Raw genomic sequence first — 22,484 nt, forward strand, 5'->3', positions numbered from 1 at the left:
TCGTCGGTGCGCGCCGACGGCACGCACCCACGCACGACATCACGACCACAGAACTCGAACGCAGGACTCGAACACAGAAGCAGGGGCGCTCTATGAAGATCTCAGTTGTCGGTTGCGGATACCTCGGTGCGGTGCACGCCGCGTGCATGGCCCAGCTTGGTCATGAGGTGGTCGGCGTCGACGTCGACCAGGAGAAGATCGACGCGCTCGCCGCGGGCAAGGCTCCGTTCTTCGAGCCGGGCCTGCCGGAGCTCCTCACGGAGACCCACGCGAGCGGGCGCCTGCGCTTCACGACGGACATGGACGCGATCCGCGACGCGGACGTCCACTTCGTCTGTGTCGGCACACCCCAGCAGGCGGACTCGTTCGCCGCGGATCTCACGTACGTCGACACGGCGTTCCGCGAGGTGGCCGCACGTGTCAAGGCCGGGGACGTCGTCGTCGGCAAGTCCACGGTGCCGGTCGGCACCGCCGGGCGGCTCGCCGCCGAGCTCGCCGCGGTCGCGCCAGCGGCCGCCCTCGCATGGAACCCCGAGTTCCTCCGTGAGGGCTTCGCGGTCAAGGACACCCTGCACCCGGACCGGCTCGTCTACGGTGTCGCAGGTGGCGCCGGCGCGACGGCGGGGGAGTCGACCGTGGCCGCGCTCGACGCCGTGTACGCCGGCCCGCTCTCCGGCAGCACCCCGCGCATCGTCACCGACTACGCGACGGCGGAGCTGGTCAAGGTCGCCGCCAACTCCTTCCTCGCGACGAAGATCTCCTTCATCAACGCGATGGCCGAGCTGTGCGAGGTCGCCGGTGGAGACGTCACCCAGCTCGCTGACGCGATCGGGCACGACAACCGCATCGGTCGCCGGTTCCTCAACGCCGGGCTCGGTTTCGGCGGTGGCTGCCTGCCCAAGGACATCCGGGCGTTCATGGCGCGGGCCGAGGAGCTCGGCGCCGACCAGGCGGTGAGCTTCCTCCACGAGATCGATGCCATCAACATGCGGCGCCGGCAGCGGATGGTCGACCTCACCGACGAGGTGCTCGGCGACCAGCCTGTCGATGGTGCCCGCGTGGCGATCCTCGGTCTGGCGTTCAAGCCCAACAGCGACGACACCCGGGACTCACCGGCGCTCGACGTCGCTGCGACGCTGCACTCGCTCGGTGCCCGTGTCGTGGCCACGGACCCGGAGGCGGTCGTCAACGCCCGGCGTCGTGTCCCCGGCATCGAGTACGTCCGCACCGCCGAGGAGGCGGCCGCCGACGCCGACGTGGTCCTGCTGCTCACCGAGTGGCAGCAGTACCGCGACCTCGACCCCGAGTCGTTCGCCGAGCTCGTCGCGCACCGCCGGATCCTCGACGGACGCAACGTCCTCGACCCGGTCACGTGGCGCGCCGCCGGGTGGACGTACCGGGCGCTCGGCAGGCCGTGAGCCGCCCCCGCGCGGCGCGGCCGGGAGGCTCGCCGTGCGGGGACCGAACCGTCCGCCTACGCTCAAGTCTTCACCCCCCTCGACCCGGAGGAGACACTCCATGAAGACCAAGGCTGCATTCATCGTCGGCACCGGTATCGGCTACGTGCTGGGGACTCGCGCAGGTCGTCGCCAGTTCGAGGTCATCAAGGGCCACGCCAAGGACCTGTGGTCGAGCGACTCCGTCCAGTCGACGGTGAGCACGCTCCAGGAGAAGGCGACCGAGGTCGCCAAGGACCAGGGCGCTGTGCTCAAGGGCAAGGTCACCGAGGCTGTGAAGAACGTCGCAGCGAAGGACCACGGAACGCCCGAGGCCGGCCCGACCACCACACCCGTCGCACCCGCCACACCAGCGAGCGACCCGTGGACCACGGGCAACGGCGTCGGGCACGCCTGAGACGAGCGTCCCGCACACGTGGCGTCACGCTCGCGCACGGCCGTGGCGCCGGGACGAACGACCGAGGGGCCTCCCGTCCGGGGGCCCCTCGGTCGTCCGCGAAGCTCAGTCGTCCTCCCGGCGCGAGCGCCTCGCTCCGCCAGCCCCTACAGCCAGCGCTTGCGTTTGAACACGCGGTACAGCACCACAGAACCGAGCACCATGAGCCCGAGCGCCGCCGGATACCCGTAGCGCCACGCGAGCTCCGGCATGTGCTGGAAGTTCATGCCGTAGATCGTCCCCACGAGCGTGGGTGCGAAGAGGATGGCCGCCCAGCCCGAGATCCGCTTCACCTCCTCGTTCTGCAGGAGGCTCGCGGCCGTCATCGCACGCATCTCCTCGTTCTGTCGCTCGCCGACGACGGTCGCGTTCACGGTCAGCGAGTTCTGCAGGACCGCCCGGAACGCATCCGCGCGGTCTACCACACGCACCACATGGTCCTTGACGTCACGCAGGTTGCGGCACAGCTCCTCGTCCATCCCGTACTTCTCCGCGCCCGCGTCGAGCGCATCGAGGATGTCCAGCAACGGATGGGTGGCACGCTGGAACTCCATCACCTCGCGGATGAGCTGGTAGATCCGCCGAGACACGTCGGGGCTCCCGCCGAAGAGCTCGTCCTCGATCTCGTCGATGTCGTTCTCGAGACCGGCGACCACGGGCGCGTACTCGTCCACCACCTCGTCGAGGATCGCATACAGCACCGCGTGCGGCCCGTGCCGCAGCAGGTCCCTGTTCCCCTCCATCCGCTGTCGCACCCTGGCGAGGTCAGGGGACTCCGCGTGCCGTACCGTCACCACGAAGTCCCGACCGGTGAACACGTGCAGCTCGCCGAACTCCACACGCTCGTCCGCGTCGATGTAGCGCGCCGTTCGCAGCACCGTGAACAGCACGTCGCCATAGCGCTCGATCTTCGGCCGCTGGTGCGCCTTGATCGTGTCCTCGACCGCCAAGGCGTGGACGTCGAACTCGTCCGCCACCGCCTGCACCTCGGCCTGATCCGGTCGGTACAGACCGATCCACGCCATCGCGCTCGAGGACACGCCCCGCTCGGCGCGCAACGCGTCGAACGTCGACGCCAGCGTGCCGTGCTCGGCGGCGCGCAGCCCGTCCACGTACACCGCGTTGTCGACGATGCTCATGGTGCTCACGCGACACCGGGGATGACGCGCTGCGCGACGACCTGCGCGGCCACGCGGTTGAGCTTCATGTTGGTCTCCTGTGACACGCGGCTGAGGACGGAGAACGCCTGGTCGGACCCCACCGCGTAGCGCTCCATGATGATGCCCTGGGCCTGACCGATGATGTTGCGCGTGTGCAGTGCCGACTCGAGCTCGTCCGTCTTCCGCGCGCTGACGAGAGCCATGGCAGCGACGGTCGCGAACATCGTCACGACCGGGTGGTCGGCCAGCGGGAACCCGTCACGCTCCTGCGAGTAGAGGTTGAGCGCGCCGTGCTTGTCTGCGGACGTGTACAGCTGGATGCACAGCATGCTCCGCACACCGAGGTTCTCCACCGCCCAGGGCGCCCACCGAGGCCAGCGCGGATCGTCGGCGAGGCTCGGCACCGAGACGATCTCGGCGTCGCGGACCGCGGTCAGGCACGGACCCTCACCGAGCTCGTACTGACGGTCGTCCCCCTCCCGGGCGAGGTCGTCCGTGAGCGCCACAGTCTCGATCCGCTGCTTGGAGACCATGAGCGAGATCCCCGCGGAGTGGCAGCCGTCGATGAGGTGGACCGCCTGCTCGACGGTCCGGTCGAGCGTCGGCTGGAGTCCCATCTCGTCCGAGAGGGACCGGACTGCGTCGCTGACCCGCCGGACCACGTCGACGCCGTCGGTGCGGTCCGGGTCGTCGGTCTCTGGAACGTCGATGGTGCTCATGGGCTCTCCCGGCAGCGTCACGCGCGACGGCCGCACGCGAGGCACAGCCGCTCGACAGCGGTGGATGATCGGCATCAGAGTAGTTCTCCTGCGGTCGGTCGGCACGGCGGGTTCGATATAGGCGCTTGTGCACTGTTTGCCTCGCTCGCCCGGCGGACGTATGGTCGACGAGAGGGACGACGTCCGGGCTCTGCGACGACCGACCTCGCAGAGCCTGGAGGTGAAGCTCCGTGCGATCTCATCGACGCGTGACCGACGTGGCGCGCTCGGCGGAGGTCGTCGGACGTTTTGTGGTCGACCTCGACACCGAGCACTGGCGGTGGTCCGACGAGATGTACCACCTGCATGGCTTCGAACCCCACGAGGTCATCCCGACGACGGAGCTCATGCTCACCCACCGCGAGGCTGCCGAGGGGCCGAACCACGCGCCGACGCTCCGGACTCTTGCGGACGCTGCCGAGAGCGGGGAGGTCTTCGGGTCGACCTATCGCATCGTCGACGCGACCGGACGGCACCGGACCGTCGCACTCGTCGGCTCGGTCCATCCGGCGGGCCCGGACGACCCGCGGCAGATCGAGGGCTTCATGCTCGATCTCACCGTGGGGGAGCAGGTGCGGCTCGAGGCGGACCTGCGCGACGCGGTGACGAGCTTCCGGGAGCGGGCTGCCACGATCGAGCAGGCCAAGGGCATCCTCATGGAGATCTACGCGCTCCCCGCCGAGGAGGCCTTCGAGGTGCTCCGTGCGCACTCCAACGAGGCGAACGTCAAGGTGCACTCGCTCGCCGAGCACCTCGTGCGGCACGGCCCGTCCCGCACCGAGGCGGACACGGCGCCACGGGTGGGCGACCCTGTCCTCGCCCACCGGCTCGGCCTCTCCGCGGCCGGTCCGGAGGAGCTCACCATCGAGACGACGTGGCCGTCCCCCAGGCACGCCGAGATCACGCTCGTCGGCCGGGTGGAGGAGTCCGACGTCGCACGGATCGACGAGTGCGTGAGCGAGCTGCTGCACCTGCGGCCCTCCGTGCTCGCCGTCCGCCTCGACCTCCGCCGGTCGACCGGACCCGCGGCCGCGCTCCCGGCCCTGCGCCGGGCGCTCGTGCGTTTCCACCACGCGTCGATCATCGTCGAGGTCGTCGGGGACGACATCGCCTCAGGTCATGCCGGACCGGAGCCCGACCCTGAGCCCGACCCGGACCCGTCCCTCGCCTGACGAGCAGCCGCACGGATGACCTCTCGGGCGACGACGGTCAGCGTCGCCCCGCGCTCGTCGGCGAGCCGTGTCAGGTGGTCGTACGCCTCTTCCGGGGAGATGCCCGAGACGTGAGCGAGGGCACCCTTCGCCTGCTCGATGACCACCCGCCCCTCCAGGGCGCGGTGGATCCGTCCGTCGAGGTCGTGCTCGCTCAGCTCGGGCAGGTGGACCACCGCGAGCGTCGCGACGTCGGCGAAGGTCTGGCCGACGGCCAGCTGCTGCTCGTCCCAGGCGTCGTCGGAGCCGGTGAAGACGTTGAGCCCGCCGAGGACACGACCCCGCCACACGAGCGGGAAGGCGTGGACGGCCGAGTAGCCGCGCGAGACGATCGACAGTCCGACGACGGGCCACCGCGCGCGCACCGCCTCGGCACCCACGACGGTGACCGGACGGCCGCTCGCGATCGTGTCGATGCACGGACCCGAGTCCTGCTGGATCTGGAAGATCTCCAGCTCGGACACCCGGTGCGACGTGGACGCCAGGAGCTCGACCCCACCCGTCGAGACACGGACCAGGAGGCCGACGGCATCCGCGCCCATCGCGGTCGCGCTGCTGCGGACCAGGCGCGCCAGGAGATCCGTGACGTCGGTGCCGTTGACCAGCTGCCGGGCCGTCGCCGCGAGGACTTCCGTGTGCATCGGGGAGTTCATCTGTCCTCAGTCCAATCGCTGTTGCGTGAGTGAGTGAAGTTCAGCCGGCGCTCGACCACGTCGGTGGCGACCTCGACGAGCGTCGACGAGCTGGCGAACGCGTGCGCCCGGAGAAGAGCGAGCGCATCGTCCGGCTCCACGCCGAGCTGAGCGATGACCATGCCGGTCGCCTGGTGGATGCGCGCCCGGTCGGTCCAGGCGCCTGTGCCTGTGCCATGGCTCCCGGGGTCTCGGAGAAGGGCGGCCCCGAGGGCGTCGGCGAGGAACTGCGCCTGGTCCGGCGGAGCGGCGAGGTCTCCACCGGCGGACCGGTGGAGCATGAGGACACCGAGGGTCGTGGTGCCCGGTCGGATCGCGACGGCGTAGACCGTCATCCCACCGAGGGTCTGGCGGACCGCGTTCGCGAACATCGGCCATCGCCGGTCGACCGTGCCCGGTGCCGCCGGGACGACCGCGGTCACCTGGCGACCCGAGCTGAACGTGGTCGCCCCCGGACCTTCGCCGAGCACCTCCTGGAGGTCCTCGAGCCGCGCCGCCACATCGTCCGTGGAGCACACGGTCATCCGTTCGGCATCGCTCGAGGCCAGGCTCAACGACCCGCCGTCCGCCTGGAGGATGTCCACGCAGGCGTGGCACAGACGCAGGGCGAGCGGCATCGAGACGTCCCGTGAGATGCGGACGGCGAGCTTCGCGAGGACATCGGACTGGTCCTCCATGGTGCAGCCCCGATCCTCCACCTGTGGGAGCTGACGTCGGTGCACGCTCCTGTTCTCTCGAGTCTAGACCGGGTTGCCCGCGGCCCGGTCTGCTCAGGGGCACGCCGGTGCGGGTGCCGGAGGGCGACTTCACCCCGTGAGCGACCGCGATTATCGCGATGGTTGTCACAAGAGTTGGTACATTCTGGCGGTGACGAACTCCAGCTGGCGCTTCATCGCGAGGGGCGACCTCGTGACGCGGCTGGCCGGTGCCCTCGAACCAGGAGCACGGCACCGCGCGACGTTGCTCACCGGCTCGGTCGGGTCCGGCAAGACCTGGCTGCTCCAGCGTGTCGGCGAGGCGATGGTCCTGCGCGGGTACAAGGTCTACCGGGTGTCCGGTCGGACGACGAGCACGCAGGCGATCGAGAACATGACCTACGTGCTCGACTCCTTGCGCGCACGAGCGAGCGAGCGAGTGGTCCTGCTCGTCGACGACGCGGGAGGGCTGGACGCACAGCTCCTGCGTCCGCTCGTGGCACTGGTCCGCGACGGCGGGTGCCGCATGATGCTCAGCGTGACGGACAGCGAGCCGCTGCCCCCCGAGCTCATCGAGCTGCGCACCGTCGACCTGCTCGGGGCGACCCCGGTGAGCCCGCTCAGCCCGTCAGAGATCTCCCACCTGGCCATGGCCTACCTCGGAGGGCCGCTCTCACCACGCTCCCGGCGCACCGTCGTCGCCCATGCGCACGGCAACCCACGCGCGCTGCGCGAGATGCTCGACGCCTCGACCGCCTCGGGGGTGCTCGTCTGGAACGGTGCCGCGCACGAGCTCACGGGCGACCTCGATCCCGGACCTCGCGTGAGCGACATGGTCGCGCTCCACCTGGCCTCGGTGCCGGCCGAGCATCTCGACGTCCTCGAGGTGCTCGCCGCGGGGCAGCCGCTCCCGGCGAGCGCCTTCGAGTCCGAGGTGGTCGACGCGCTCGAGCGGGACGGCATCGTCACCGTGTCGGCTGCCCCGTCGCGCCAGGTCCGGTTCGCCGACCCCGTCTACGGTGCCGTCACGCGACGACGCGCGTCTCCCGCACGCTGGCGCACCGCGCAGGACCAGGCCGTGAGGATCCTGCGCACGCACCCGGGTGTCGACGACCGCTCGGCGTTCTTCCGCGCCGTGGTCGTCGACGTCGACGCCGGCGCGACGATCGCGCCCCAGCTGCTCGCCCAGACGGCTGCCTGGGCGCTCGAGGAACGCGAGTTCACCCTCGCTCGCCGCCTCGCTCGGGTGGCGCTGCACCGTGTGCCGCTGCACCTCGCGCACGAGGTGCTCGGGACGGTCTCGACGATCCTCGGTGACATCGCGACCGCCGACAAGGAGCTGCTCGCCGCGGCGCGGACCGCGCTGACCGACGACGAGCTCGCCTCGGTCGCGCACTGGATGGGCGTCAACTGGGGGAGCAGGCACGGCGACCCGCGTGCCGCGGTCGCGCACATCGACGCCCTCCAGAGCCGGGCGACGTCTGCCTCGGGACGCGCGGCGATCGCCGGTACCCGGGACCTGTGGCAGACGATCCTCGACGCGAGCCTCAGCGGTGGCGGAAGCGGGGCGTCGAGCCTCGAGCGCCTCGACAGCGCCATGACCCAGGCGATGCGGGGCATCACCACCGGTCCGCTCATCCTGGCCCGGACGGCGATCGAGGCTGGGCGTCCGCTGACGGCGGGCCTCGGCGCGGAGCGTCCTGACGCGGCGGCGTACTTCGAGTTCGTGGAGATGTCCCTCGCCGCGCTGAGCGGCGACCTCATGACGGCACGCACGCGTGTCGACACCCGGCTCGGACACTCTGGCGAGCCTGCCCGGCGCGCCGGGCTGTGGGCGTCCTCGCTGGGCTTCTTCGAGCTGCTCGGCGGGAGTGCACCGCGGGCGCAGGAGCTCGCTCTCGACGCCTGCGGATACTTCCGAGCGGCGGCGGCCGAGGCACCGGGCGGCTCGGCGGAGCGTGAGGACGAGGCAGCGGCCGACGCCCTGGCCGTCGCTGCAGCCGTCGCTGTGGGCGACGTCGCGGGAGCACGGGCCGCGCTCGAGCGCATCACACCGCAGATGCGGCTCGCTCCTCGCGTCGACGCACCGCTCCTGTGGTCCGAGGCGAGGCAGGCTCATGCCGAGGGGCGGACGGCCGAGGCGCTGAACATCGCGTGCATCGGCGGACGGAACGTCCTCGCCCGCGGAGAGACGTACCTGGCAGCCTTCCTGCTCGACGTCGCAGTGCGGCTCGGACGCCCCGACCTCGTCGTCGACGACCTGGCCCGCGCGTACCGGGCGAGCGGAGGGCACCTCGTCCGCATGCTGTACCGCAACGCGGTCGCGGCGATGGAAGAAGACTTCGAGGGAGCGGCGGTCCTCGTCGACGAGCTCGAGCAGTACGCGATGTTCTCCGCTGCCGCCGACGTCTCTGCACGGATCGCGCAGCACGTCCGGGAGACGAGAGGCGTCGACGCGGCGAGCACGTGGGAAGGGCGGACGGGCGACCTCATCATCCTCGGAGGAGGAGCGGGCCCGTGGATCGCGTCCCGACGCTCGAACATCGCCCTGCGCACGATCCTCACGTCCCGCGAGATCGAGGTGGCACGCCACGCCAGTCTCCTGCGCACCGTCGCGCAGACGGCGGAGATCGTGCGGATGGACCCACGCAGGGTCCAGGCGCTGCTGGACAGCGTGTACGGCAAGCTCGGTGTGCTCACCCCCGTCGCGCTCCATGACGCGCTCCACGCCGCCGGGCTGCTCGATCACGACCGCGGTCGCGACCGGACGGCACCGTCACTCGTCCAGGGGACGCCCCCGAAGGTCCGGGATGCCCAGGACGCCTAGCGCTGCGACGACGAACGCTGCTGCGAAGGCGAGGAAGACCGCCGGGGTACCACCTGCGTCGCGCAGGAACGGCACGCACAGCGGAGCCACGATCGACGCAACCCTCCCGAACGCGGCTGCGGAACCTGCTCCGCGACCGCGGATGCTCGTGGGGTAGATCTCCGGGGTGACGGCGTACAGCGCCCCCCAGGCGCCGAGGTTGAAGAACGACAGGAGCATCCCTGCGCCGAGGATCGCGGCGGTGGTGTCCGCCGTCCCGAAGAGGAGCGCCGATACTGCGGACCCCACGAGGAAGGTGGCGAGCGTCGACCGGCGGCCCCACCGCTCGATGAGCACGGCGGCGACGGCGTACCCGGGCAGCTGGGCGGCGGTGATGACGAGCGTGTACCCGAAGGACCGGACGAGGGAGAAGCCCGAGGCGTGCAGGAGGCTCGGCAGCCAGATGAAGGCGCCGTAGTAGGCGAAGCTCACGCCGAACCACACGATCCACAGGCTCGCGGTGCGTCGGCGCAGCGCCGGCGACCAGAGGCGGGGACGCACCGGCTCGCCGATCCGCTCGGCCGGCTCTCCGCGCGGGACGTGGTGGGCGGTGGCGGCGGTGGCCGCGACCTGGGGGGTGACGGTGCCGGGCCCTGCTGCCGACTCGAACCGCCGCACGGTCGCCTCGGCCTCGTCGTGCCGCCCGACGCTCTCGAGGAACCTCACCGACTCGGGCAGCGTCCTGCGCACCACGACCGAGTACACGGCAGGCACCGCGCCGATCGCCAGCGCCCACCGCCATCCGTCGTCGCTCAGCGGCACGACGAGGAAGCCGATGAGAGCAGCGAGGAGCCACCCGACCGCCCAGAAGGCCTCGAGCACGACGACGACCCGGCCGCGGATGCGCGCGGGTGCGAACTCGCTGACGAGGGTCGACGCGACCGGGAGCTCGGCACCGAGACCGAGACCGACGACGAAGCGGGTCACGAGAAGCACGCCGACCGACCAGGAGAGCGCTGACGCGCCGGTCGCGAGACCGTAGACGAGGAGGGTCGTCGCGAACACCTGTCGACGCCCGACGCGGTCCGCGAGCAGGCCGCCGAGGCTGGCGCCGATCGCCATACCGACGAAGCCGGTCGAGGCGATCCACGAGAGCTCGGTGTCTGTGAGGCCCCACTGCACCGCGAGGCTCGCCATGACGAAGGAGATGAGTCCGACGTCCATCGCGTCGAGCGCCCACCCGGTGCCGGAGCCGACGAGGAGACGTCGGTGCTCGGCCGTGAACGGCAGCGCGTCGAGCCGTTGCGACCTGGTCGACGGGACGTCAGGGACCCGGGTGTCCGGTGTGTCTTCCATGAGCTTCTCGATCCTCGGGTGACCTGCACAGATCCTCGCGGCCGTGCGTGGTGACGCTGCGCGGCGTGCACCGCGCGCCCGGATAGGATCTCACCACCGAGCGGCACGGGTCGCCACCCGGCCGGACACCGAGCGAAGGAGAACTGATGGCGTTCTGGGACAACCTCAAGTCGAAGACGAGCGAGATGAACGGACAGCTCAAGACCAAGGCCAAGCAGTTCGCCAACAAGGACTTCGCGAACGCCAGCATGGCCATGTGTGCGCTCATCGCTGCCGCCGACGGAAAGATCGACTCGACGGAACGCAGCAAGACTGCCGCGCTCATCATGAGCAACGACGTCCTGTCGGTCTTCGCACCTGACGAGCTGCGCCAGAAGTTCGACTTCTACTGCGACAAGCTCGACCGCGACTACGACTTCGGCAAGGTCGAGGCCGTCTCTGCGGTGGCGAAGCTCAAGTCCAAGCAGGACCAGGCTCGTGCCGTCCTCCAGATCGGGATCATCATCGGCGGCGCCGACGGCGACTTCGACGAGGACGAGCGCAAGGCCGTCAAGGAAGCCTGCTTCGCCGTGGGCATCGCCCCGGGCGAGTTCGACCTCTGAGAGACCGCTCCACCCGGCTCGCCGGATTCCGCCCGATCAGGGCAGGAAGCCGGCGAGCTTTCGCGTGGTGGCCTCGAGGTCGTCTGCCGACGGCGCCTTGACGAGCTCGGGGTTGACGTTGCGGAGCGCCACGGGCACGGCAGTCTCGCGTGGGAGCGGGACGAGCGTCTCGACGGTGACGAACGACGCGCCGAGCTCAGGGGTGTCGAGGTTCGTCGCTCCGGTGAGCGCGAGCTGGACGGCGGCCCACGGGAGGTTCACGCCGGTGAGCGACGAGGCGTAGAGACCGCCGGAGGGACGTGTGTTCACCTCGAGGAGCGTGAGCTCACCGCGCCACCAGCGCAGCTGGGTGTTCGTGAGGTAGGCGAGCTGGTAGGAGTCCACGACGCGGTGGGCGATGCGGATCGCTTCGGGGGTGTCCGCGAGGAACGTCCTGCGACGGCCGTCCTTCGCCCTCGGGAGGGCTGCGAGCGTCTCGCCGAACGTCGTGGAGAGGCAGTCGACGCTGATCTCGGGGGACGCCATGTACGGCATGACCATGAGCGTCGGTACCTCGCGACCTGCCGTGGCGGCGGCTCGGAACGCGGCCGTGACCTCGTCGAGCCGGATGCGGTGCGCCGGCGCCGCGAGGAGGTCGTCGAGGCCCAACGGCCTGTCGTCGAGGAGACGGTAGCCCTCTGCACCGACTCCGCTGATGGGCTTGATGCAGATCTTCTCGTGGGGCTCGAGCTCGTCGCGGAGCGACACGACAGCCGACTCGAGCTCGTCGGCTCCGAGCGCGGTACGCCACGGCGGGACAGGGATGCCGAGGCCGGCGGCCGAACGGTAGGCCGCGTCCTTGTCGTCGAGCAGGGCGATCGATGCCGACGGTGACGCGAGGACCTTGACGCCGATGGCGTCGAACTCGTCGCTGCGCGCGGTGATCCGTCGGATGCCCTTGCCGGGCAGGAGCACGTCGATCGCGTGGGCACGGCAGAAGTCGAGGACCCAGTCGACGTAGGCCTCGCCACCGAGGGAGGGCTCGATCTCGGCGACGTCCGCGGCGCGCAGGACGGGCGAGGTCTCGTCGGTGTGGGTGACGAACAGACGCACGTCCGCGTGGTCAGGGTTGTTCCTGAGCATCTGGAGGAACCAGTAGTTCGTGGCGTAGGTGCGGTTGAGCCAGATGTTCAGTGTCAAGGTGTGCCTGCTCGCGAAAGGGACGTGCCGTGGGAGCGGTGTCGAAGGTGTGCGGTGCCGAGGACCTGGTACCGAGGGGGTGTGCGGCGCAGTGCGGTGAGGAGGTGCGTCTCAGACTCCGGACGTGTCCGCAGGCGCAACTTTACTCGTGATTCGCAGTTAGTAAAGGCCTCGTTCAATTCCCCGCGAGCTGCTGTGCGAAGGGCACGAGATCGGCGAACGGGTCCCGCTCTGCACGCGTCACGGAGCGTCCCTGGACGAGCGCGGAGAGCTCTCCGGCGGCTCGCGTGATCCGTGCGCCCAGGCTGCCGGTGGAGCCGTCTCCCGAACCCCAGTCCTCCGACGCGGCGAAGACGGCGGTCGGCACCACGAGGGCCCGGAGGTACGCGAAGAGCGGGCGCAGCTCGTGATCGAGGGCGAGGGAGTGCCGGGCCGTGCCCGCCGTGGCCCCGAGCAGCACCGGCGTACCGGTGATCGCTGCGGAGTCGACGACGTCGAAGAAGGACTTGAAGAGGCCCGAGTAGGACGCGGTGAAGATCGGTGTCACGGCGATGATCCCGTCGGCTGCCGTGAGCGCCTCGACGGCGTCGGCGAGCTCGGGGGCCGGGAACCCGGTGAGGAGGTTGTCGGTGATCTGGTGGGCGAGGTCTCGCAGCTCGATGATGCGGACCTCGACCGGCTCGCCCGAGTCCTCCATGGCGGTCACGGTGGCGGCCACGAGGCGGTCTGTGAGCAGACGGGTGGACGACGGCTGGCTCAGCCCGGCGGTGACGGCGACGATCGTGCGTGTGGTCATGATGCTCTCTCCTCCGACTCGGCGGATGCGTGCGGGGTGGTGTCTCGGGTCTCGATGGATGCCTGGGCGGTGCGGAGCTTCGTGCACAGCTGCTCGAGCGTCCGCAGCTCGTCGAGGGTGAGCGCGGGCTCGACGTAGGCGCGGATGCTCTCGACGTGCTTGCGCCCGATCGTCTTCTGGAGCCGCGCGCCGGCAGGGGTCAGCGTGATGAGCAGGCCACGCCGGTCGCTCGCCGAGGGCTTCTTGGTGACGAGGCCCTGCGCTTCGAGGCGGTCGACCATCCGGCTGAGCGACGGCTGGCTGATGAGCACGTCCGTGTTCAGCTCGTGCAGGCGCAGCCCGTCCTGCGGAGCCTGCGAGAGGGTGAACAGAACGTCGTACTCGCGCACGGTGACAGGTTCCCAGATGTCCTCGGCGCTGAAGCGTCGCATGAGCGCGACCTGGGCACGGAAGAGCGCCTCCCACGAGCGCGCAGCGACGTGGGAGTCCGGGACACCGGCCCCCGCCGTCGGCTGCACGGCGGCGGCGGAGAGGGGCGCGGTCCTCATCGGCTCGTGGTCCCGGACGACACCGCGTCGGGCGAGGCCCCGGTGACGTCGTCGACCCCGCGCACGGTGCTCGCGACCGGTCCACCTGCCTGCGCGACGAGCGAGGCGTGGGTCGGGGCGTCGGGTACGTGGTCGGGGCGCCCGGTCGCGAACTCCTTGCGGAGCGCGGGGACGACCTCCCCACCGAGGAGGTCGAGCTGCTCGAGCACCGTCTTCAGGGGGAGCCCGGCGTGGTCCATGAGGAACAGCTGGCGCTGGTAGTCCCCGACGTGCTCGCGCATGGTGGCGTAGCGGTCGATGACCTCCTGCGGGCTGCCGACCGTCAACGGTGTCTGGCTCGTGAAGTCCTCCATGGAGGGGCCGTGGCCGTAGACGGGGGCGTTGTCGAAGTACGGTCGGAACTCCCGCTTGGCATCCTGCGAGCTCTTGCGCATGAACGCCTGCCCGCCGAGCCCGACGATCGCCTGGTCGGCCGCGCCGTGGCCGTAGTGCTCGAAGCGCGCCCGGTAGAGCCTGACCATCTTCGCTGTGTGCTCGACCGGCCAGAAGATGTTGTTGTGGAAGTACCCGTCTCCGTAGTAGGCGGCCTGCTCGGCGATCTCCGGGCTGCGGATGGAGCCGTGCCACACGAACGGAGGGACGCCGTCGAGCGGGCGCGGGGTCGAGGTGAAGCTCTGGAGAGGGGTGCGGAACTGCCCCTCCCAGTCGACGACCTCGTCGCGCCAGAGCTGGTGCAGGAGCGCGTAGTTCTCGACCGCGAGCGGGATGCCCTGGCGGATGTCCTTTCCGAACCAGGGATAGACCGGGCCGGTGTTGCCTCGCCCCATCATGAGGTCGATGCGACCGTCGGCGAGGTGCTGGAGCGTCGCGTAGTCCTCGGCGATCTTCACCGGGTCGTTCGTGGTGATGAGCGTCGTCGAGGTGGAGAGGATGATCCGGGACGTCTGCGCGGCGATGTAGGCGAGCGTGGTCGTGGGGGAGGAGGGGACGAAGGGCGGGTTGTGGTGCTCGCCCGTCGCGAAGACGTCGAGTCCGACCTCCTCGGCCTTGAGTGCGATCTGGAGGGTGGCCTTGATGCGCTCGTTCTCGGTGGGGGCGCGGCCGGTCGTGGGGTCTGTCGTGACGTCCCCGACGGTGAAGATTCCGAACTGCATGGCTGGCTCCTCAGGTCTGAATCGATGCGTTTGCATGAACTTTAGCATTCAACTACAGGCCTGCCCTTCTTGTTCCCGTGAGTCGAGTCACACCCGATCATGATCTTCAGGTATTAATAGTGTGCCAAGCGTCCAGCGCTGCACGGGAGAGACTCAGGACATGAACCCACCACCAACACACGCAGGGACATCGAGGTATCCGCGACCACCCGTGACCCACGACGAGGCAGAGTGGGTCTGGCGCGAGCTCTCGGTCGAAGCGCTGCGCACGGGAGCCAAGGCCGAGACCGTCCGCTTGGCTGTCATCGTCGGGCTCTCTCGTGCGACAGGCGCCCGGTACGGCGACCTCCTCCGGTGCACGGTCGACTCGTTCGCAGCAGACCAGGGGAGCGTGGTCGTGACGCACGGCAAGCACCGCACCGCTCGCGAGCACCCTCTCGACCCGGACGTCCGGCTCGTGCTGCGCCGATGGTTCGCCGTCCGCGAGCAGCTCTGCGCCGAGCTCGAGGGCTCCGTCCCCAGAGCGCTCCTGCTCACGGTGCACCACACCCATGACAACGGGGTGACCGTCATCGCCGGCCTGCCGATCACCCGTCAAGGCCTCGTGCTGTCGTGGCGACGGTTCGTCCACCGCACGAACGCTCGCTACGCCGGGTACCGCGACCCGCTTCCCACCCGCTTCGAACAGCTCCGACGAGCGTGGTGGGAGCACCTCCACCCGGGCGACGCCGGGGAGGCCGCCACCGACGCCGTGGCCGAGCCTGCGTCCGGACCGGCCTAGGCTGGTCCGGTGCCCTCGTTCCGCGTGACCGCCACCATCGGGCGACTCCAGCCGGGCGTCGCGCCCGCGACCGTCCTGCCGTCTGCGGCCGACGCAGCACGCGACCTCGCCACCGTCGAGTCCTTCGACGTCGGGGTGGTCGCCGGCGAGGCCCGGATCACCGTCCGGTTCACCGCCGACGACGAGGCCCAGGCGCGCCGCGTGGCCGACCACGTGCTCGCCACCACCGGCGCCCTCGCCGAGCTCACCGCGCCAGGTCTCGCACGGCGGTACGGTGCCCGCTGGCACCCTGTCCGGGCCTAGGCACCCGCTCACCCCCGTGACGCGGCGCACCGGCCCGGCATGGTCTTCACCGACCAGGGCGACCGGCCCGTCGCACAGTGGCGTCCGCTCCGGGGCACCGTACGACCGCACGGCGTGGACGGTGTGCTGGACGTCTTGCGCCACGGCGTGTCGCCCATGGGGGATGGGGGTGGGCGCACGGTCGTCCGCGACACCTCAGGACCACGCCGGTTCGTCGTGCACGTGGACGTCGACGTGCTGGACGCGCTGCTATCCCCACTCCGGCGATGCCCTACCCCTCGCGTCCGGACGGCTGACCGGCCTACGCTAGGAGTACCTCAGCGCAGAGGCGGGATGATGCTGTCGATCCTCGTGTACATCGCCGTGATCGCCGCGTTCTGGTTCGTCGTGGACCTGGCGACACGGGACCGGACGTCGTCCGCCGCACCGGAGCGGCACCGACGCCGGCTCCCGCGCGCGTCCGTGCCGCGCGTCCAGCATCACCTCAGAGCCTCTCGGAGGCAGCCGGTCACCGACCCGTTCGTCGCGCTCGAGCTCCAGCTCCGCCTCGCGGCCGTGGCGTCGGAGATCCAGCGGCTCGAGCGGGAGCGTCATGCGATCGCCGTCGCACACCATCTCCGGGCGTCGCAGTATGCGTACGACGCCCTCCTGTCCGAGGCGTGCCGGCTCGCGGGCCTGGACGAGACCGATCCGGCACCACCGCCGAGCGACGACACGACGTCGTCCCCCGGCGCGGTGCCCCTGCCCTGGACGGTCGACGAGGAGCAACGGATGCGTCAGGAGCTCGAGCTCGGAGCGCGCGGATGGTCGTGGTGACGCACAGCACCGCCTGGCTCAGGACGGCGGGATGTCCGCGATCTCCCGACCGACGGTCTCGAGGAGGAGGGCTCCTGCGCTGAAGTCCGCGAGGTCGGACTCGAGCCGTCGTCGCCGAGCGGGCGGGACGAGCATCTCGAGAACGGTCTCGCTCGTCCAGGTGACGCCCACCACGAGGGCCCCGTGGGCGGCGGACCGGTCCCGCAGGAAGTGCTCGACGCGCCCAGCAGCCTCGTGAGGAACCCGGACGACCACGCGATCGACCTCACGACGTCTGACGACCTGCGCACCCTCGACCGCGCCGTCGACTGCACCCGAGTAGGCGCGAGCGAGCCCACCGGTTCCCAGGAGCACACCGCCGAAGTAGCGGGAGACGACAGCGACGACGTCCGTGAGCCCGTGACGTCGCAGCACCTCGCTCATCGGTGCCCCGGCCGTCCCGGAGGGCTCGCCGTCGTCCGAGGACCTCGTGACGTCCGAGCGCGGACCGACGACGAGCGCGACACAGTGGTGGCGGGCATCCCAGCGGTCCCGCCGGACGGTCGCGACGACGGCGTCCGCGGCTTCGACCGAGGGGACGTGGGCGAGCCGAGTGATGAATCGCGAGCGCTTGACGACGATCTCTGAGGTCGTGTCGCCCTCGATGGTCGAGGGCAGCTCCGGTCCGGTGTCCGCGGATCCGGTCACAGCGCTCATCCGGCCGAGCGTACCGTCCGGGCCCCGGGCTCGGTGCACCGTGGTTCGCACGAGCACGGGCCCGTGCGGCAGGAGTCCCTGCTGCACGGGCCCCGGTGGTGCCGATCGCGCGGTCGAGCACATGCTCGGGTCTCGTCGACCTTCTGGTCGACCGTCAGACCTACTTCTCGGTCGGGCTCTTCGCCTTCTTCGCGGCGTCCTTCTCCGTCGTCGCGCCTGCTGTGCTCAGCTCTCCACCGGCGGACTCGAGGTGCGCGCGCACGAACCAGTGGAACAGCTCGAGCTCGTGGAGGTGCCCGACGAGGAGGTCGTTGGTCACGTCGTCGAGCTCCTCGACGTCCTCGGCCGCCTTGCGGTGGTCGGTGATGACGCCCTGGTAGACCTCGTCGAGCGCGCCGAGGTGCGAGATCGCCGTGGCTCGTCCGAGGGAGTAGTCGTCCCACGTGCGCGCCTTGATGATCGCGCCCGGTGTGCCCGTCGGTGCCACACCGAGGGTCGCGATGCGTTCGGCGATCGCGTCGACCATCGCACGGACGGCGTCGACCTGCGGGTCGAGCATCTCGTGGACGGCGATGAAGTGCGGCCCGACCACGTTCCAGTGGATGTGCTTGAGGGTCAGGGCGAGGTCGTTGAGCGCGTGGAGACGCAGCTGGAGCACCTCAGCGACCTGAGCGCCTTCTTCTGGGGTGAGGGTCGGCACGGTGTACTTGGGAAGCGGGTTGCGGGTCGCCATGAGTACGTCCTCCAAGGGTTCGAGGTGGTGGGTTGCCACCTCCCCATCGTGCCCGTCATGGCTGGTCGACGCAGAAGTTACGCCGTTCGCGAACGAGGGAGCAGGAGGAGCGCGGCGAGCCCGAGGAGCGCGACAGCCCCGGCGATGCCGAGAGCACCGCTGCGCCCGAGCGCCCCGTCGGCCTCGAGAGCGGTCAGCACGACGGCGAGCAGCCCGACGGCCTGGCCGGCGAGCCCGAGGACGAGGAATGTGCGTCCTTCGTGCCGGAGGACCTCGACCTCGATGCGACCGCCGGGCCGCGAGCTCGCGGTGAACCAGGACAGCCGGACGAGGGCGTGGACGCACAGGATGATGACCGGGACGCGCCACCCCTCGCTGGTCGGCGTGACGACGATGCAGGCGAGACCCGTCGCGGCGAGCGCGGCGACGGCCGGGATCGTGCTGGGTCTCCAGGCGGCATGGCCGACGGCGGCGAGGAGTCCGAGGACGAGGACCACGAGCGACGAGGTCTCGAGGGACGTGCCCGCAGCCGCCGAGCACACTGCACCGACGATCGCGACGGCGAGTGCCGCGTGGAGGGTCCAGGCGGGGATGGTGGGGCCGGTGTGGATGTGCGTCGTGGGCCCGGCGGGTCGGCGGGAGAGGGGGGTCATCGTCGGGGTCCTCGTTCGCGGGCTGCGGCCTGGAGGGTGGGGCGGCTGGTGGGGTCGGTCCATCTGAGGATGGTGATGCCGCGGCTGGTGAGGGTGGCGAGGCGGTCTTGTCGTGTGATCTCGGTGAGTCGCCAGGCGAGGTGCTCACGCTCGGTCAGGTCCCACGGGTCTTCGACGGGGAGGGTGTCGATGGCGATGACGTGGTGCCCGTGGGTGTGCCACTGGCGGGCGATGGCGGCGGCGCTGTCGTCGAGGAAGGTGGAGAAGAGGTAGACGAGGGCGCCGTGGGGTACCTGGGGGGCTCGCTCGCGGGTGCGGGGCGCACCGTGGGGCTGGGCGAGGGCGAGCGCGTGGTGGATGCGTCGGAGGTGGCGCTTGCCCCCTGCGAGGGGGACGGGGGTGTGGAGTCGGCCGAGGTCTTCGAGGCCGACGCGGTCTCCTGCGTCGATGACGGCTCGGGCGATGGTGGCGGCCGCTTCGCGGGCGATGTCGAGCGAGGTCTGCTGGTCGGGGCGGAGGGCGCCGAAGGCTCCCCAGGTGGCGATCTCGGGTCCGACGTCGTCGCGTGAGTCGACGGCGAGGATGACGCAGGCTTCGGCGGAGGCGTAGGTGCGTCGGACGTAGAGGTGGCCGGCGTCGGGGGAGCGTCGTGCGGTGACGCGCCAGTCGATGCGGCGGAGGGGGTCGCCGGTGCGGTAGGGGGCGATGTCTCGGAGCTCGCTCCCGTCGCCGAGGCGGCGGGAGCGGTGCTCGCCGGTGAGTCCGCGCAGGTGGCGCGAGACGGGGGTGCCGGTGATGCGCTGGGCGGCGGGGAGGACGAGGACGCTCTCGGGTCGCACGTGGTGGATGCCGTTGTGCCAGCCGCCGTCGGTGGTCGCTGCGACGAGGTCGATGGTGAAGAGCTCACGGGTGCCGGTGCGGACGGAGGGTGTGGTGAGCCGGAGGTCGCGGCTGCCGTCGACGTGCACCATCGTCTCGGTGCGGGTGGTGCCGGGGCTGGCGACGAGGATGCGCACGATCGTGGCTCCGGGTGGGGTGCTCAGGGTGAGGGTCGTGTCGAGCTCGTCTGTGCGGAGTGCGGTGGGGGTCGAGCGGGTGGTGACGCGCACGGTTCCGTGGGGTGTGCGCCAGGTGCTCCAGACGGCGCCGAGGAGCAGCGGGGTGGCGATCGCGACGAGGTGGGGTCGCCCGAGGAGGAGGCCTGCGGTGGCGAAGACGATGCCGGCGACGGTCATGAGGTGGACGGAGCGGTCACGGCGCCAGGGTGGTGCGGGGCTGGGCGTGGTGGGGTGTGTCATCGGTGGGAGGTGGGCTGCCGGTCAGGGACGGTCGTGGGTCCGGCGACGTGGTCGAGGAGCCCGAGCACCAGGTCGTCGGTGCGCAGGCCGCTGGCCCAGGATCCTGGGCTGAGGGTGAGGCGGTGGGCGAGGACGGGGACGGCGACGGCTTTGACGTCCTCGGGCAGGACGTAGCTGCGGCCGGCCATGACGGCGAGGGCGCGGGCCACGAGGAGGAGCGTCTGGGAGCCTCGGGGGGAGGCACCGACCTCGAGCTCGGCGAGGTGCCGGGTGGCTGCGGCGAGGTCGACGCAGTAGCGGACGACGTCCGCGTCGACGGTGACCTCTTCGATGCCGGCCTGCATGGCGAGGACGGTCGCGGGGTCGACGACGGGTGCGACCGTCGCGGTCTCGTGCCGTCGGTCGAGGCGGCGGTGCAGGATGTCGGTCTCGCCGGCTGCGTCGGGGTAGCCGACGGCGAGGCGGACCATGAAGCGGTCGAGCTGGGCCTCGGGCAGAGGGTAGGTGCCCTCGTACTCGACGGGGTTGGACGTCGCCATCACGTGGAAGGGCAGATCGAGCCGGTGCGTGGTGCCGTCGATCGTCACCTGGCGCTCGGCCATGGCTTCGAGGAGGGCGGACTGCGTCTTGGGAGCGGTGCGGTTGATCTCGTCGGCGAGGAAGAGACCGGTGAAGACGGGGCCTCGCCGGAACTCGAAGGTACGCGTGGCCGGGTCGTAGACCGAGGATCCGGTGATGTCCGACGGCAGGAGGTCGGGGGTGCACTGCAGGCGAGCGAAGTCGAGCCCCAGCGCGGAGGCGAGGCTCCTGGCGGCCAGGGTCTTGCCGAGGCCGGGGACGTCCTCGAAGAGGACGTGGCCGCCGGCGAGGATGGCCGCGAGCGCGGTGCGGAGGGCTTCGGTCATGCCGACGACGGCGGTGGAGACCTCGGTGAGGATGCGGGTGGAGAGGTCGGCGATCTCGGGGACGGTGAGCGCCGTGGGGGGCGTGGTGGTGGGGGTGTGCTGGGGGCCGGTCATGGCGTGGTCCTTGTGCGCGGGGGTGTGCGGGGGGCTGTGGGTGGTGGTGCGTGGTGGGGTGCGAGGTTCTCGAGCACGGTGATGATGCGGGCGAGCTCGGTGACGCTCGGGCGTGGGGCGGTCGAGGGCGAGGTGGGGTCGAGGATCCGGTGGGTCTCGTCGCCGAGGAGGGCGCGGCAGGTGGGGGCGTCGTCGGGGTCGTGGAGGTCGGCTCCGTGGGCTCGGAGCCGGGTGGCGGCGATGGTGCGGATGGTGCGCAGGGCTTGGGCGCTGACGATGTCGTCGCGGCCGAAGAAGGTCCAGGCGAGGGAGGCGACCTCGTCGCGGGAGCCGGGGCGGCGGTCGCGTCGGTCGCGGGGCCAGCGGGGGTGCGGTGCGGCTGTGGTGCTGGTGCGGGCGGCGTGGGTGACGAGGGTGAGTGCGACGACGCTGAGCGTGAGCATGACGACGTGGGTGGTGTCGAGGCCGAGCTCGCGCTGGAGGAGGGCGATGGCGACGAGCTGGAGCGCGACGAGTGCGAGGAGGTGTCTCATCGGGTGGTGTCTTCGGTGCTGGGGAGGTCGGTGGGGTGTGTGCGGTGTCCGTCGGGGGTGTGGGCGAACGCGCGGGTGAGGTCGGCGAGGCAGTCGTCGGCGGCGGCGACGTCTGCCGGGGTGAGGGGCGTCTGGGTGAAGCGTGCGAGGTGGTAGAGGCGCAGCAGGCGCTCGATCGTCTCGGGCGGGGCGTGGGTGGTCTCGAGGACGGCGACGGTGAGCTCGGTGGGGGTCTGTGCTGCTGTGCGTGGGGCGCCGGATGCTTCGGCCGACTCCTCGAGGGCGAGCCACGCGGCGATGATCGCGTCGGTGGAGCTCGTCGCGCCGCGCAGCCGCGCGGTCGCGGTCTCGACGCCTGTGCGGAGGTCGGGTACGACGGTCACGGTGCCGTGCCCGGCTGTGTCGCCGGGTGAGCGTTCGGTGCGTGGTCGTGATCGTCGGGCGAGGGCGGTCTGGCGCGCCTTCCGGACGGCGCGGTAGACGAGGTAGGCGGCGATGGCGGTGGCCAGGAGGCCGGTGAGGACGAGGAGGGCGACCCGTGCTGCGGTGGGCAGCTCGCTGGGTTCCTCCTGGGGCAGCGGTACGGGCGGTGGTGCGACGGTCTCGGTCGGTGCGGGGAGCGGGAGCGGCTCCTGGCGGCCTCCGCCGCTGAGCTCCCACGGGCTCGAGAGGGTCGCACCGGCGAGGACGAGGAGGAGGAGCAGGACGGTGAGCAGGAGTGGGACGACGGGGACGGTCGACCTCTCGCGTGGGACGGTCGCTGGGCGTGGGTCGGCGCGGCCGGTGGTCTGTGTGGTCACTG

General features: G+C 70.9%; 24 protein-coding genes. 8 read left to right on the plus strand and 16 right to left on the minus strand.

Annotation, left to right across the window (positions count from 1 at the left end):
• Positions 1 to 92 precede the first annotated feature (92 nt).
• On the plus strand, positions 93 to 1,418 hold the full coding sequence (locus ABKW26_RS09390; protein ID WP_348593008.1) for a UDP-glucose/GDP-mannose dehydrogenase family protein: 1,326 nt from the start codon (positions 93 to 95) through the stop codon (positions 1,416 to 1,418).
• Between the two features lie 100 nt (positions 1,419 to 1,518).
• Positions 1,519 to 1,854 carry a YtxH domain-containing protein gene (locus ABKW26_RS09395; protein ID WP_348593010.1) on the plus strand — a complete coding sequence of 112 codons (336 nt, stop codon included), beginning with the start codon at positions 1,519 to 1,521 and terminating at the stop codon, positions 1,852 to 1,854.
• A gap of 146 nt (positions 1,855 to 2,000) precedes the next feature.
• On the opposite strand, the gene ABKW26_RS09400 is transcribed toward ABKW26_RS09395, so the two are convergent.
• A complete protein-coding gene (locus ABKW26_RS09400; protein WP_348593012.1) occupies positions 2,001 to 3,032 on the minus strand; it encodes a magnesium and cobalt transport protein CorA in 1,032 nt (343 codons plus the stop codon).
• Positions 3,033 to 3,037: 5 nt separating this feature from the next.
• Positions 3,038 to 3,772 (minus strand): GAF and ANTAR domain-containing protein, encoded by a 735-nt coding sequence (locus tag ABKW26_RS09405; protein WP_348593013.1) that lies wholly within the window; start codon positions 3,770 to 3,772, stop codon positions 3,038 to 3,040.
• Positions 3,773 to 4,020: 248 nt separating this feature from the next.
• Between ABKW26_RS09405 and ABKW26_RS09410 the strand changes: the two genes are divergently transcribed.
• Positions 4,021 to 4,983: an ANTAR domain-containing protein gene (locus ABKW26_RS09410; protein ID WP_348593015.1), complete on the plus strand. Its 963-nt coding sequence runs from the start codon at positions 4,021 to 4,023 to the stop codon at positions 4,981 to 4,983.
• Here ABKW26_RS09410 and ABKW26_RS09415 read toward each other — a convergent pair.
• Positions 4,929 to 5,675 (minus strand): GAF and ANTAR domain-containing protein, encoded by a 747-nt coding sequence (locus tag ABKW26_RS09415; RefSeq protein ID WP_348593016.1) that lies wholly within the window; start codon positions 5,673 to 5,675, stop codon positions 4,929 to 4,931. The two genes, ABKW26_RS09410 and ABKW26_RS09415, sit on opposite strands and share 55 nt — an antisense overlap.
• On the minus strand, positions 5,672 to 6,391 hold the full coding sequence (locus ABKW26_RS09420; protein ID WP_348593018.1) for an ANTAR domain-containing protein: 720 nt from the start codon (positions 6,389 to 6,391) through the stop codon (positions 5,672 to 5,674). The genes ABKW26_RS09415 and ABKW26_RS09420 overlap by 4 nt, the downstream gene beginning before the upstream one ends.
• A 190-nt stretch (positions 6,392 to 6,581) precedes the next feature.
• On the opposite strand from ABKW26_RS09420, the gene ABKW26_RS09425 reads away from it, so the two are divergent.
• Positions 6,582 to 9,236 (plus strand): ATP-binding protein, encoded by a 2,655-nt coding sequence (locus ABKW26_RS09425; RefSeq protein WP_348593020.1) that lies wholly within the window; start codon positions 6,582 to 6,584, stop codon positions 9,234 to 9,236.
• Here the strand turns inward: ABKW26_RS09425 and ABKW26_RS09430 are convergent.
• Positions 9,186 to 10,571, minus strand: coding sequence for an MFS transporter (locus ABKW26_RS09430; protein ID WP_348593022.1), 1,386 nt, complete (start codon positions 10,569 to 10,571; stop codon positions 9,186 to 9,188). The two genes, ABKW26_RS09425 and ABKW26_RS09430, sit on opposite strands and share 51 nt — an antisense overlap.
• Positions 10,572 to 10,717: 146 nt before the next feature.
• Between ABKW26_RS09430 and ABKW26_RS09435 the strand changes: the two genes are divergently transcribed.
• A complete protein-coding gene (locus ABKW26_RS09435; RefSeq protein ID WP_348593024.1) occupies positions 10,718 to 11,173 on the plus strand; it encodes a TerB family tellurite resistance protein in 456 nt (151 codons plus the stop codon).
• A gap of 36 nt (positions 11,174 to 11,209) precedes the next feature.
• On the opposite strand, the gene ABKW26_RS09440 is transcribed toward ABKW26_RS09435, so the two are convergent.
• The 4 genes from ABKW26_RS09440 to ABKW26_RS09455 form a co-directional block, all read right to left on the minus strand.
• Positions 11,210 to 12,352, minus strand: coding sequence for an ATP-grasp domain-containing protein (locus ABKW26_RS09440; protein ID WP_348593026.1), 1,143 nt, complete (start codon positions 12,350 to 12,352; stop codon positions 11,210 to 11,212).
• A gap of 175 nt (positions 12,353 to 12,527) precedes the next feature.
• A complete protein-coding gene (locus ABKW26_RS09445; RefSeq protein ID WP_348593028.1) occupies positions 12,528 to 13,148 on the minus strand; it encodes an FMN reductase in 621 nt (206 codons plus the stop codon).
• On the minus strand, positions 13,145 to 13,696 hold the full coding sequence (locus tag ABKW26_RS09450; protein WP_348593030.1) for a MarR family transcriptional regulator: 552 nt from the start codon (positions 13,694 to 13,696) through the stop codon (positions 13,145 to 13,147). Before ABKW26_RS09450 ends, ABKW26_RS09445 begins: the two co-directional genes overlap by 4 nt.
• Entirely contained in the window at positions 13,693 to 14,850 is a 1,158-nt protein-coding gene (locus ABKW26_RS09455; protein WP_348593032.1) for an LLM class flavin-dependent oxidoreductase, read from the minus strand. The genes ABKW26_RS09450 and ABKW26_RS09455 overlap by 4 nt, the downstream gene beginning before the upstream one ends.
• A gap of 211 nt (positions 14,851 to 15,061) precedes the next feature.
• Here ABKW26_RS09455 and ABKW26_RS09460 point away from each other — a divergent pair, with 211 nt between their 5' ends.
• The 3 genes from ABKW26_RS09460 (at position 15,062) to ABKW26_RS09470 (ending at position 16,750) form a co-directional block, all read left to right on the plus strand.
• Complete coding sequence (locus ABKW26_RS09460) at positions 15,062 to 15,631, plus strand: tyrosine-type recombinase/integrase (RefSeq protein ID WP_348593033.1); 570 nt, start codon at positions 15,062 to 15,064, stop codon at positions 15,629 to 15,631.
• 9 nt (positions 15,632 to 15,640) lie between these two features.
• Positions 15,641 to 15,934 carry a hypothetical protein gene (locus ABKW26_RS09465; protein ID WP_348593035.1) on the plus strand — a complete coding sequence of 98 codons (294 nt, stop codon included), beginning with the start codon at positions 15,641 to 15,643 and terminating at the stop codon, positions 15,932 to 15,934.
• Positions 15,935 to 16,267: 333 nt separating this feature from the next.
• Complete coding sequence (locus ABKW26_RS09470; RefSeq protein WP_348593037.1) at positions 16,268 to 16,750, plus strand: hypothetical protein; 483 nt, start codon at positions 16,268 to 16,270, stop codon at positions 16,748 to 16,750.
• 18 nt (positions 16,751 to 16,768) lie between these two features.
• Here the strand turns inward: ABKW26_RS09470 and ABKW26_RS09475 are convergent, their stop codons facing one another.
• The 7 genes from ABKW26_RS09475 to ABKW26_RS09505 form a co-directional block, all read right to left on the minus strand.
• Positions 16,769 to 17,446 carry a YigZ family protein gene (locus tag ABKW26_RS09475; RefSeq protein ID WP_348593039.1) on the minus strand — a complete coding sequence of 226 codons (678 nt, stop codon included), beginning with the start codon at positions 17,444 to 17,446 and terminating at the stop codon, positions 16,769 to 16,771.
• 160 nt (positions 17,447 to 17,606) lie between these two features.
• Entirely contained in the window at positions 17,607 to 18,179 is a 573-nt protein-coding gene (locus tag ABKW26_RS09480; protein ID WP_348593101.1) for a DNA starvation/stationary phase protection protein, read from the minus strand.
• A gap of 77 nt (positions 18,180 to 18,256) precedes the next feature.
• Positions 18,257 to 18,832, minus strand: a complete 576-nt coding sequence (locus ABKW26_RS09485) for a hypothetical protein (RefSeq protein ID WP_348593041.1) — start codon at positions 18,830 to 18,832, stop codon at positions 18,257 to 18,259.
• The gene (locus tag ABKW26_RS09490; protein WP_348593043.1) at positions 18,829 to 20,130 is read right to left on the minus strand and encodes a DUF58 domain-containing protein; all 1,302 of its coding nucleotides are present in this window, start codon (positions 20,128 to 20,130) and stop codon (positions 18,829 to 18,831) included. Before ABKW26_RS09490 ends, ABKW26_RS09485 begins: the two co-directional genes overlap by 4 nt.
• Positions 20,127 to 21,149, minus strand: coding sequence for a MoxR family ATPase (locus ABKW26_RS09495; RefSeq protein WP_348593045.1), 1,023 nt, complete (start codon positions 21,147 to 21,149; stop codon positions 20,127 to 20,129). The genes ABKW26_RS09490 and ABKW26_RS09495 overlap by 4 nt, the downstream gene beginning before the upstream one ends.
• Positions 21,146 to 21,682, minus strand: coding sequence for a hypothetical protein (locus ABKW26_RS09500; protein ID WP_348593046.1), 537 nt, complete (start codon positions 21,680 to 21,682; stop codon positions 21,146 to 21,148). The genes ABKW26_RS09495 and ABKW26_RS09500 overlap by 4 nt, the downstream gene beginning before the upstream one ends.
• A complete protein-coding gene (locus ABKW26_RS09505; protein ID WP_348593048.1) occupies positions 21,679 to 22,482 on the minus strand; it encodes a DUF4129 domain-containing protein in 804 nt (267 codons plus the stop codon). The genes ABKW26_RS09500 and ABKW26_RS09505 overlap by 4 nt, the downstream gene beginning before the upstream one ends.
• Between the last annotated feature and the right edge of the window lie 2 nt (positions 22,483 to 22,484).

Source organism: Sanguibacter sp. 25GB23B1 (assembly GCF_040012415.1).
Taxonomy (GTDB): Bacteria; Actinomycetota; Actinomycetes; order Actinomycetales; family Cellulomonadaceae; genus Sanguibacter.

Coding starts and splice junctions, on each gene's coding strand:
- ABKW26_RS09470 (WP_348593037.1), top strand. CDS start 16,268: ATGATGCTGTCGATCCTCGTGTACATCGCCGTGATCGCCGCGTTCTGG.
- ABKW26_RS09405 (WP_348593013.1), bottom strand. CDS start 3,772: ATGAGCACCATCGACGTTCCAGAGACCGACGACCCGGACCGCACCGAC.
- ABKW26_RS09495 (WP_348593045.1), bottom strand. CDS start 21,149: ATGACCGGCCCCCAGCACACCCCCACCACCACGCCCCCCACGGCGCTC.
- ABKW26_RS09455 (WP_348593032.1), bottom strand. CDS start 14,850: ATGCAGTTCGGAATCTTCACCGTCGGGGACGTCACGACAGACCCCACG.
- ABKW26_RS09450 (WP_348593030.1), bottom strand. CDS start 13,696: ATGAGGACCGCGCCCCTCTCCGCCGCCGCCGTGCAGCCGACGGCGGGG.
- ABKW26_RS09490 (WP_348593043.1), bottom strand. CDS start 20,130: ATGACACACCCCACCACGCCCAGCCCCGCACCACCCTGGCGCCGTGAC.
- ABKW26_RS09400 (WP_348593012.1), bottom strand. CDS start 3,032: ATGAGCATCGTCGACAACGCGGTGTACGTGGACGGGCTGCGCGCCGCC.
- ABKW26_RS09480 (WP_348593101.1), bottom strand. CDS start 18,179: ATGGCGACCCGCAACCCGCTTCCCAAGTACACCGTGCCGACCCTCACC.
- ABKW26_RS09430 (WP_348593022.1), bottom strand. CDS start 10,571: ATGGAAGACACACCGGACACCCGGGTCCCTGACGTCCCGTCGACCAGG.
- ABKW26_RS09445 (WP_348593028.1), bottom strand. CDS start 13,148: ATGACCACACGCACGATCGTCGCCGTCACCGCCGGGCTGAGCCAGCCG.
- ABKW26_RS09415 (WP_348593016.1), bottom strand. CDS start 5,675: ATGAACTCCCCGATGCACACGGAAGTCCTCGCGGCGACGGCCCGGCAG.
- ABKW26_RS09435 (WP_348593024.1), top strand. CDS start 10,718: ATGGCGTTCTGGGACAACCTCAAGTCGAAGACGAGCGAGATGAACGGA.
- ABKW26_RS09420 (WP_348593018.1), bottom strand. CDS start 6,391: ATGGAGGACCAGTCCGATGTCCTCGCGAAGCTCGCCGTCCGCATCTCA.
- ABKW26_RS09485 (WP_348593041.1), bottom strand. CDS start 18,832: ATGACCCCCCTCTCCCGCCGACCCGCCGGGCCCACGACGCACATCCAC.
- ABKW26_RS09500 (WP_348593046.1), bottom strand. CDS start 21,682: ATGAGACACCTCCTCGCACTCGTCGCGCTCCAGCTCGTCGCCATCGCC.
- ABKW26_RS09390 (WP_348593008.1), top strand. CDS start 93: ATGAAGATCTCAGTTGTCGGTTGCGGATACCTCGGTGCGGTGCACGCC.
- ABKW26_RS09475 (WP_348593039.1), bottom strand. CDS start 17,446: ATGAGCGCTGTGACCGGATCCGCGGACACCGGACCGGAGCTGCCCTCG.
- ABKW26_RS09395 (WP_348593010.1), top strand. CDS start 1,519: ATGAAGACCAAGGCTGCATTCATCGTCGGCACCGGTATCGGCTACGTG.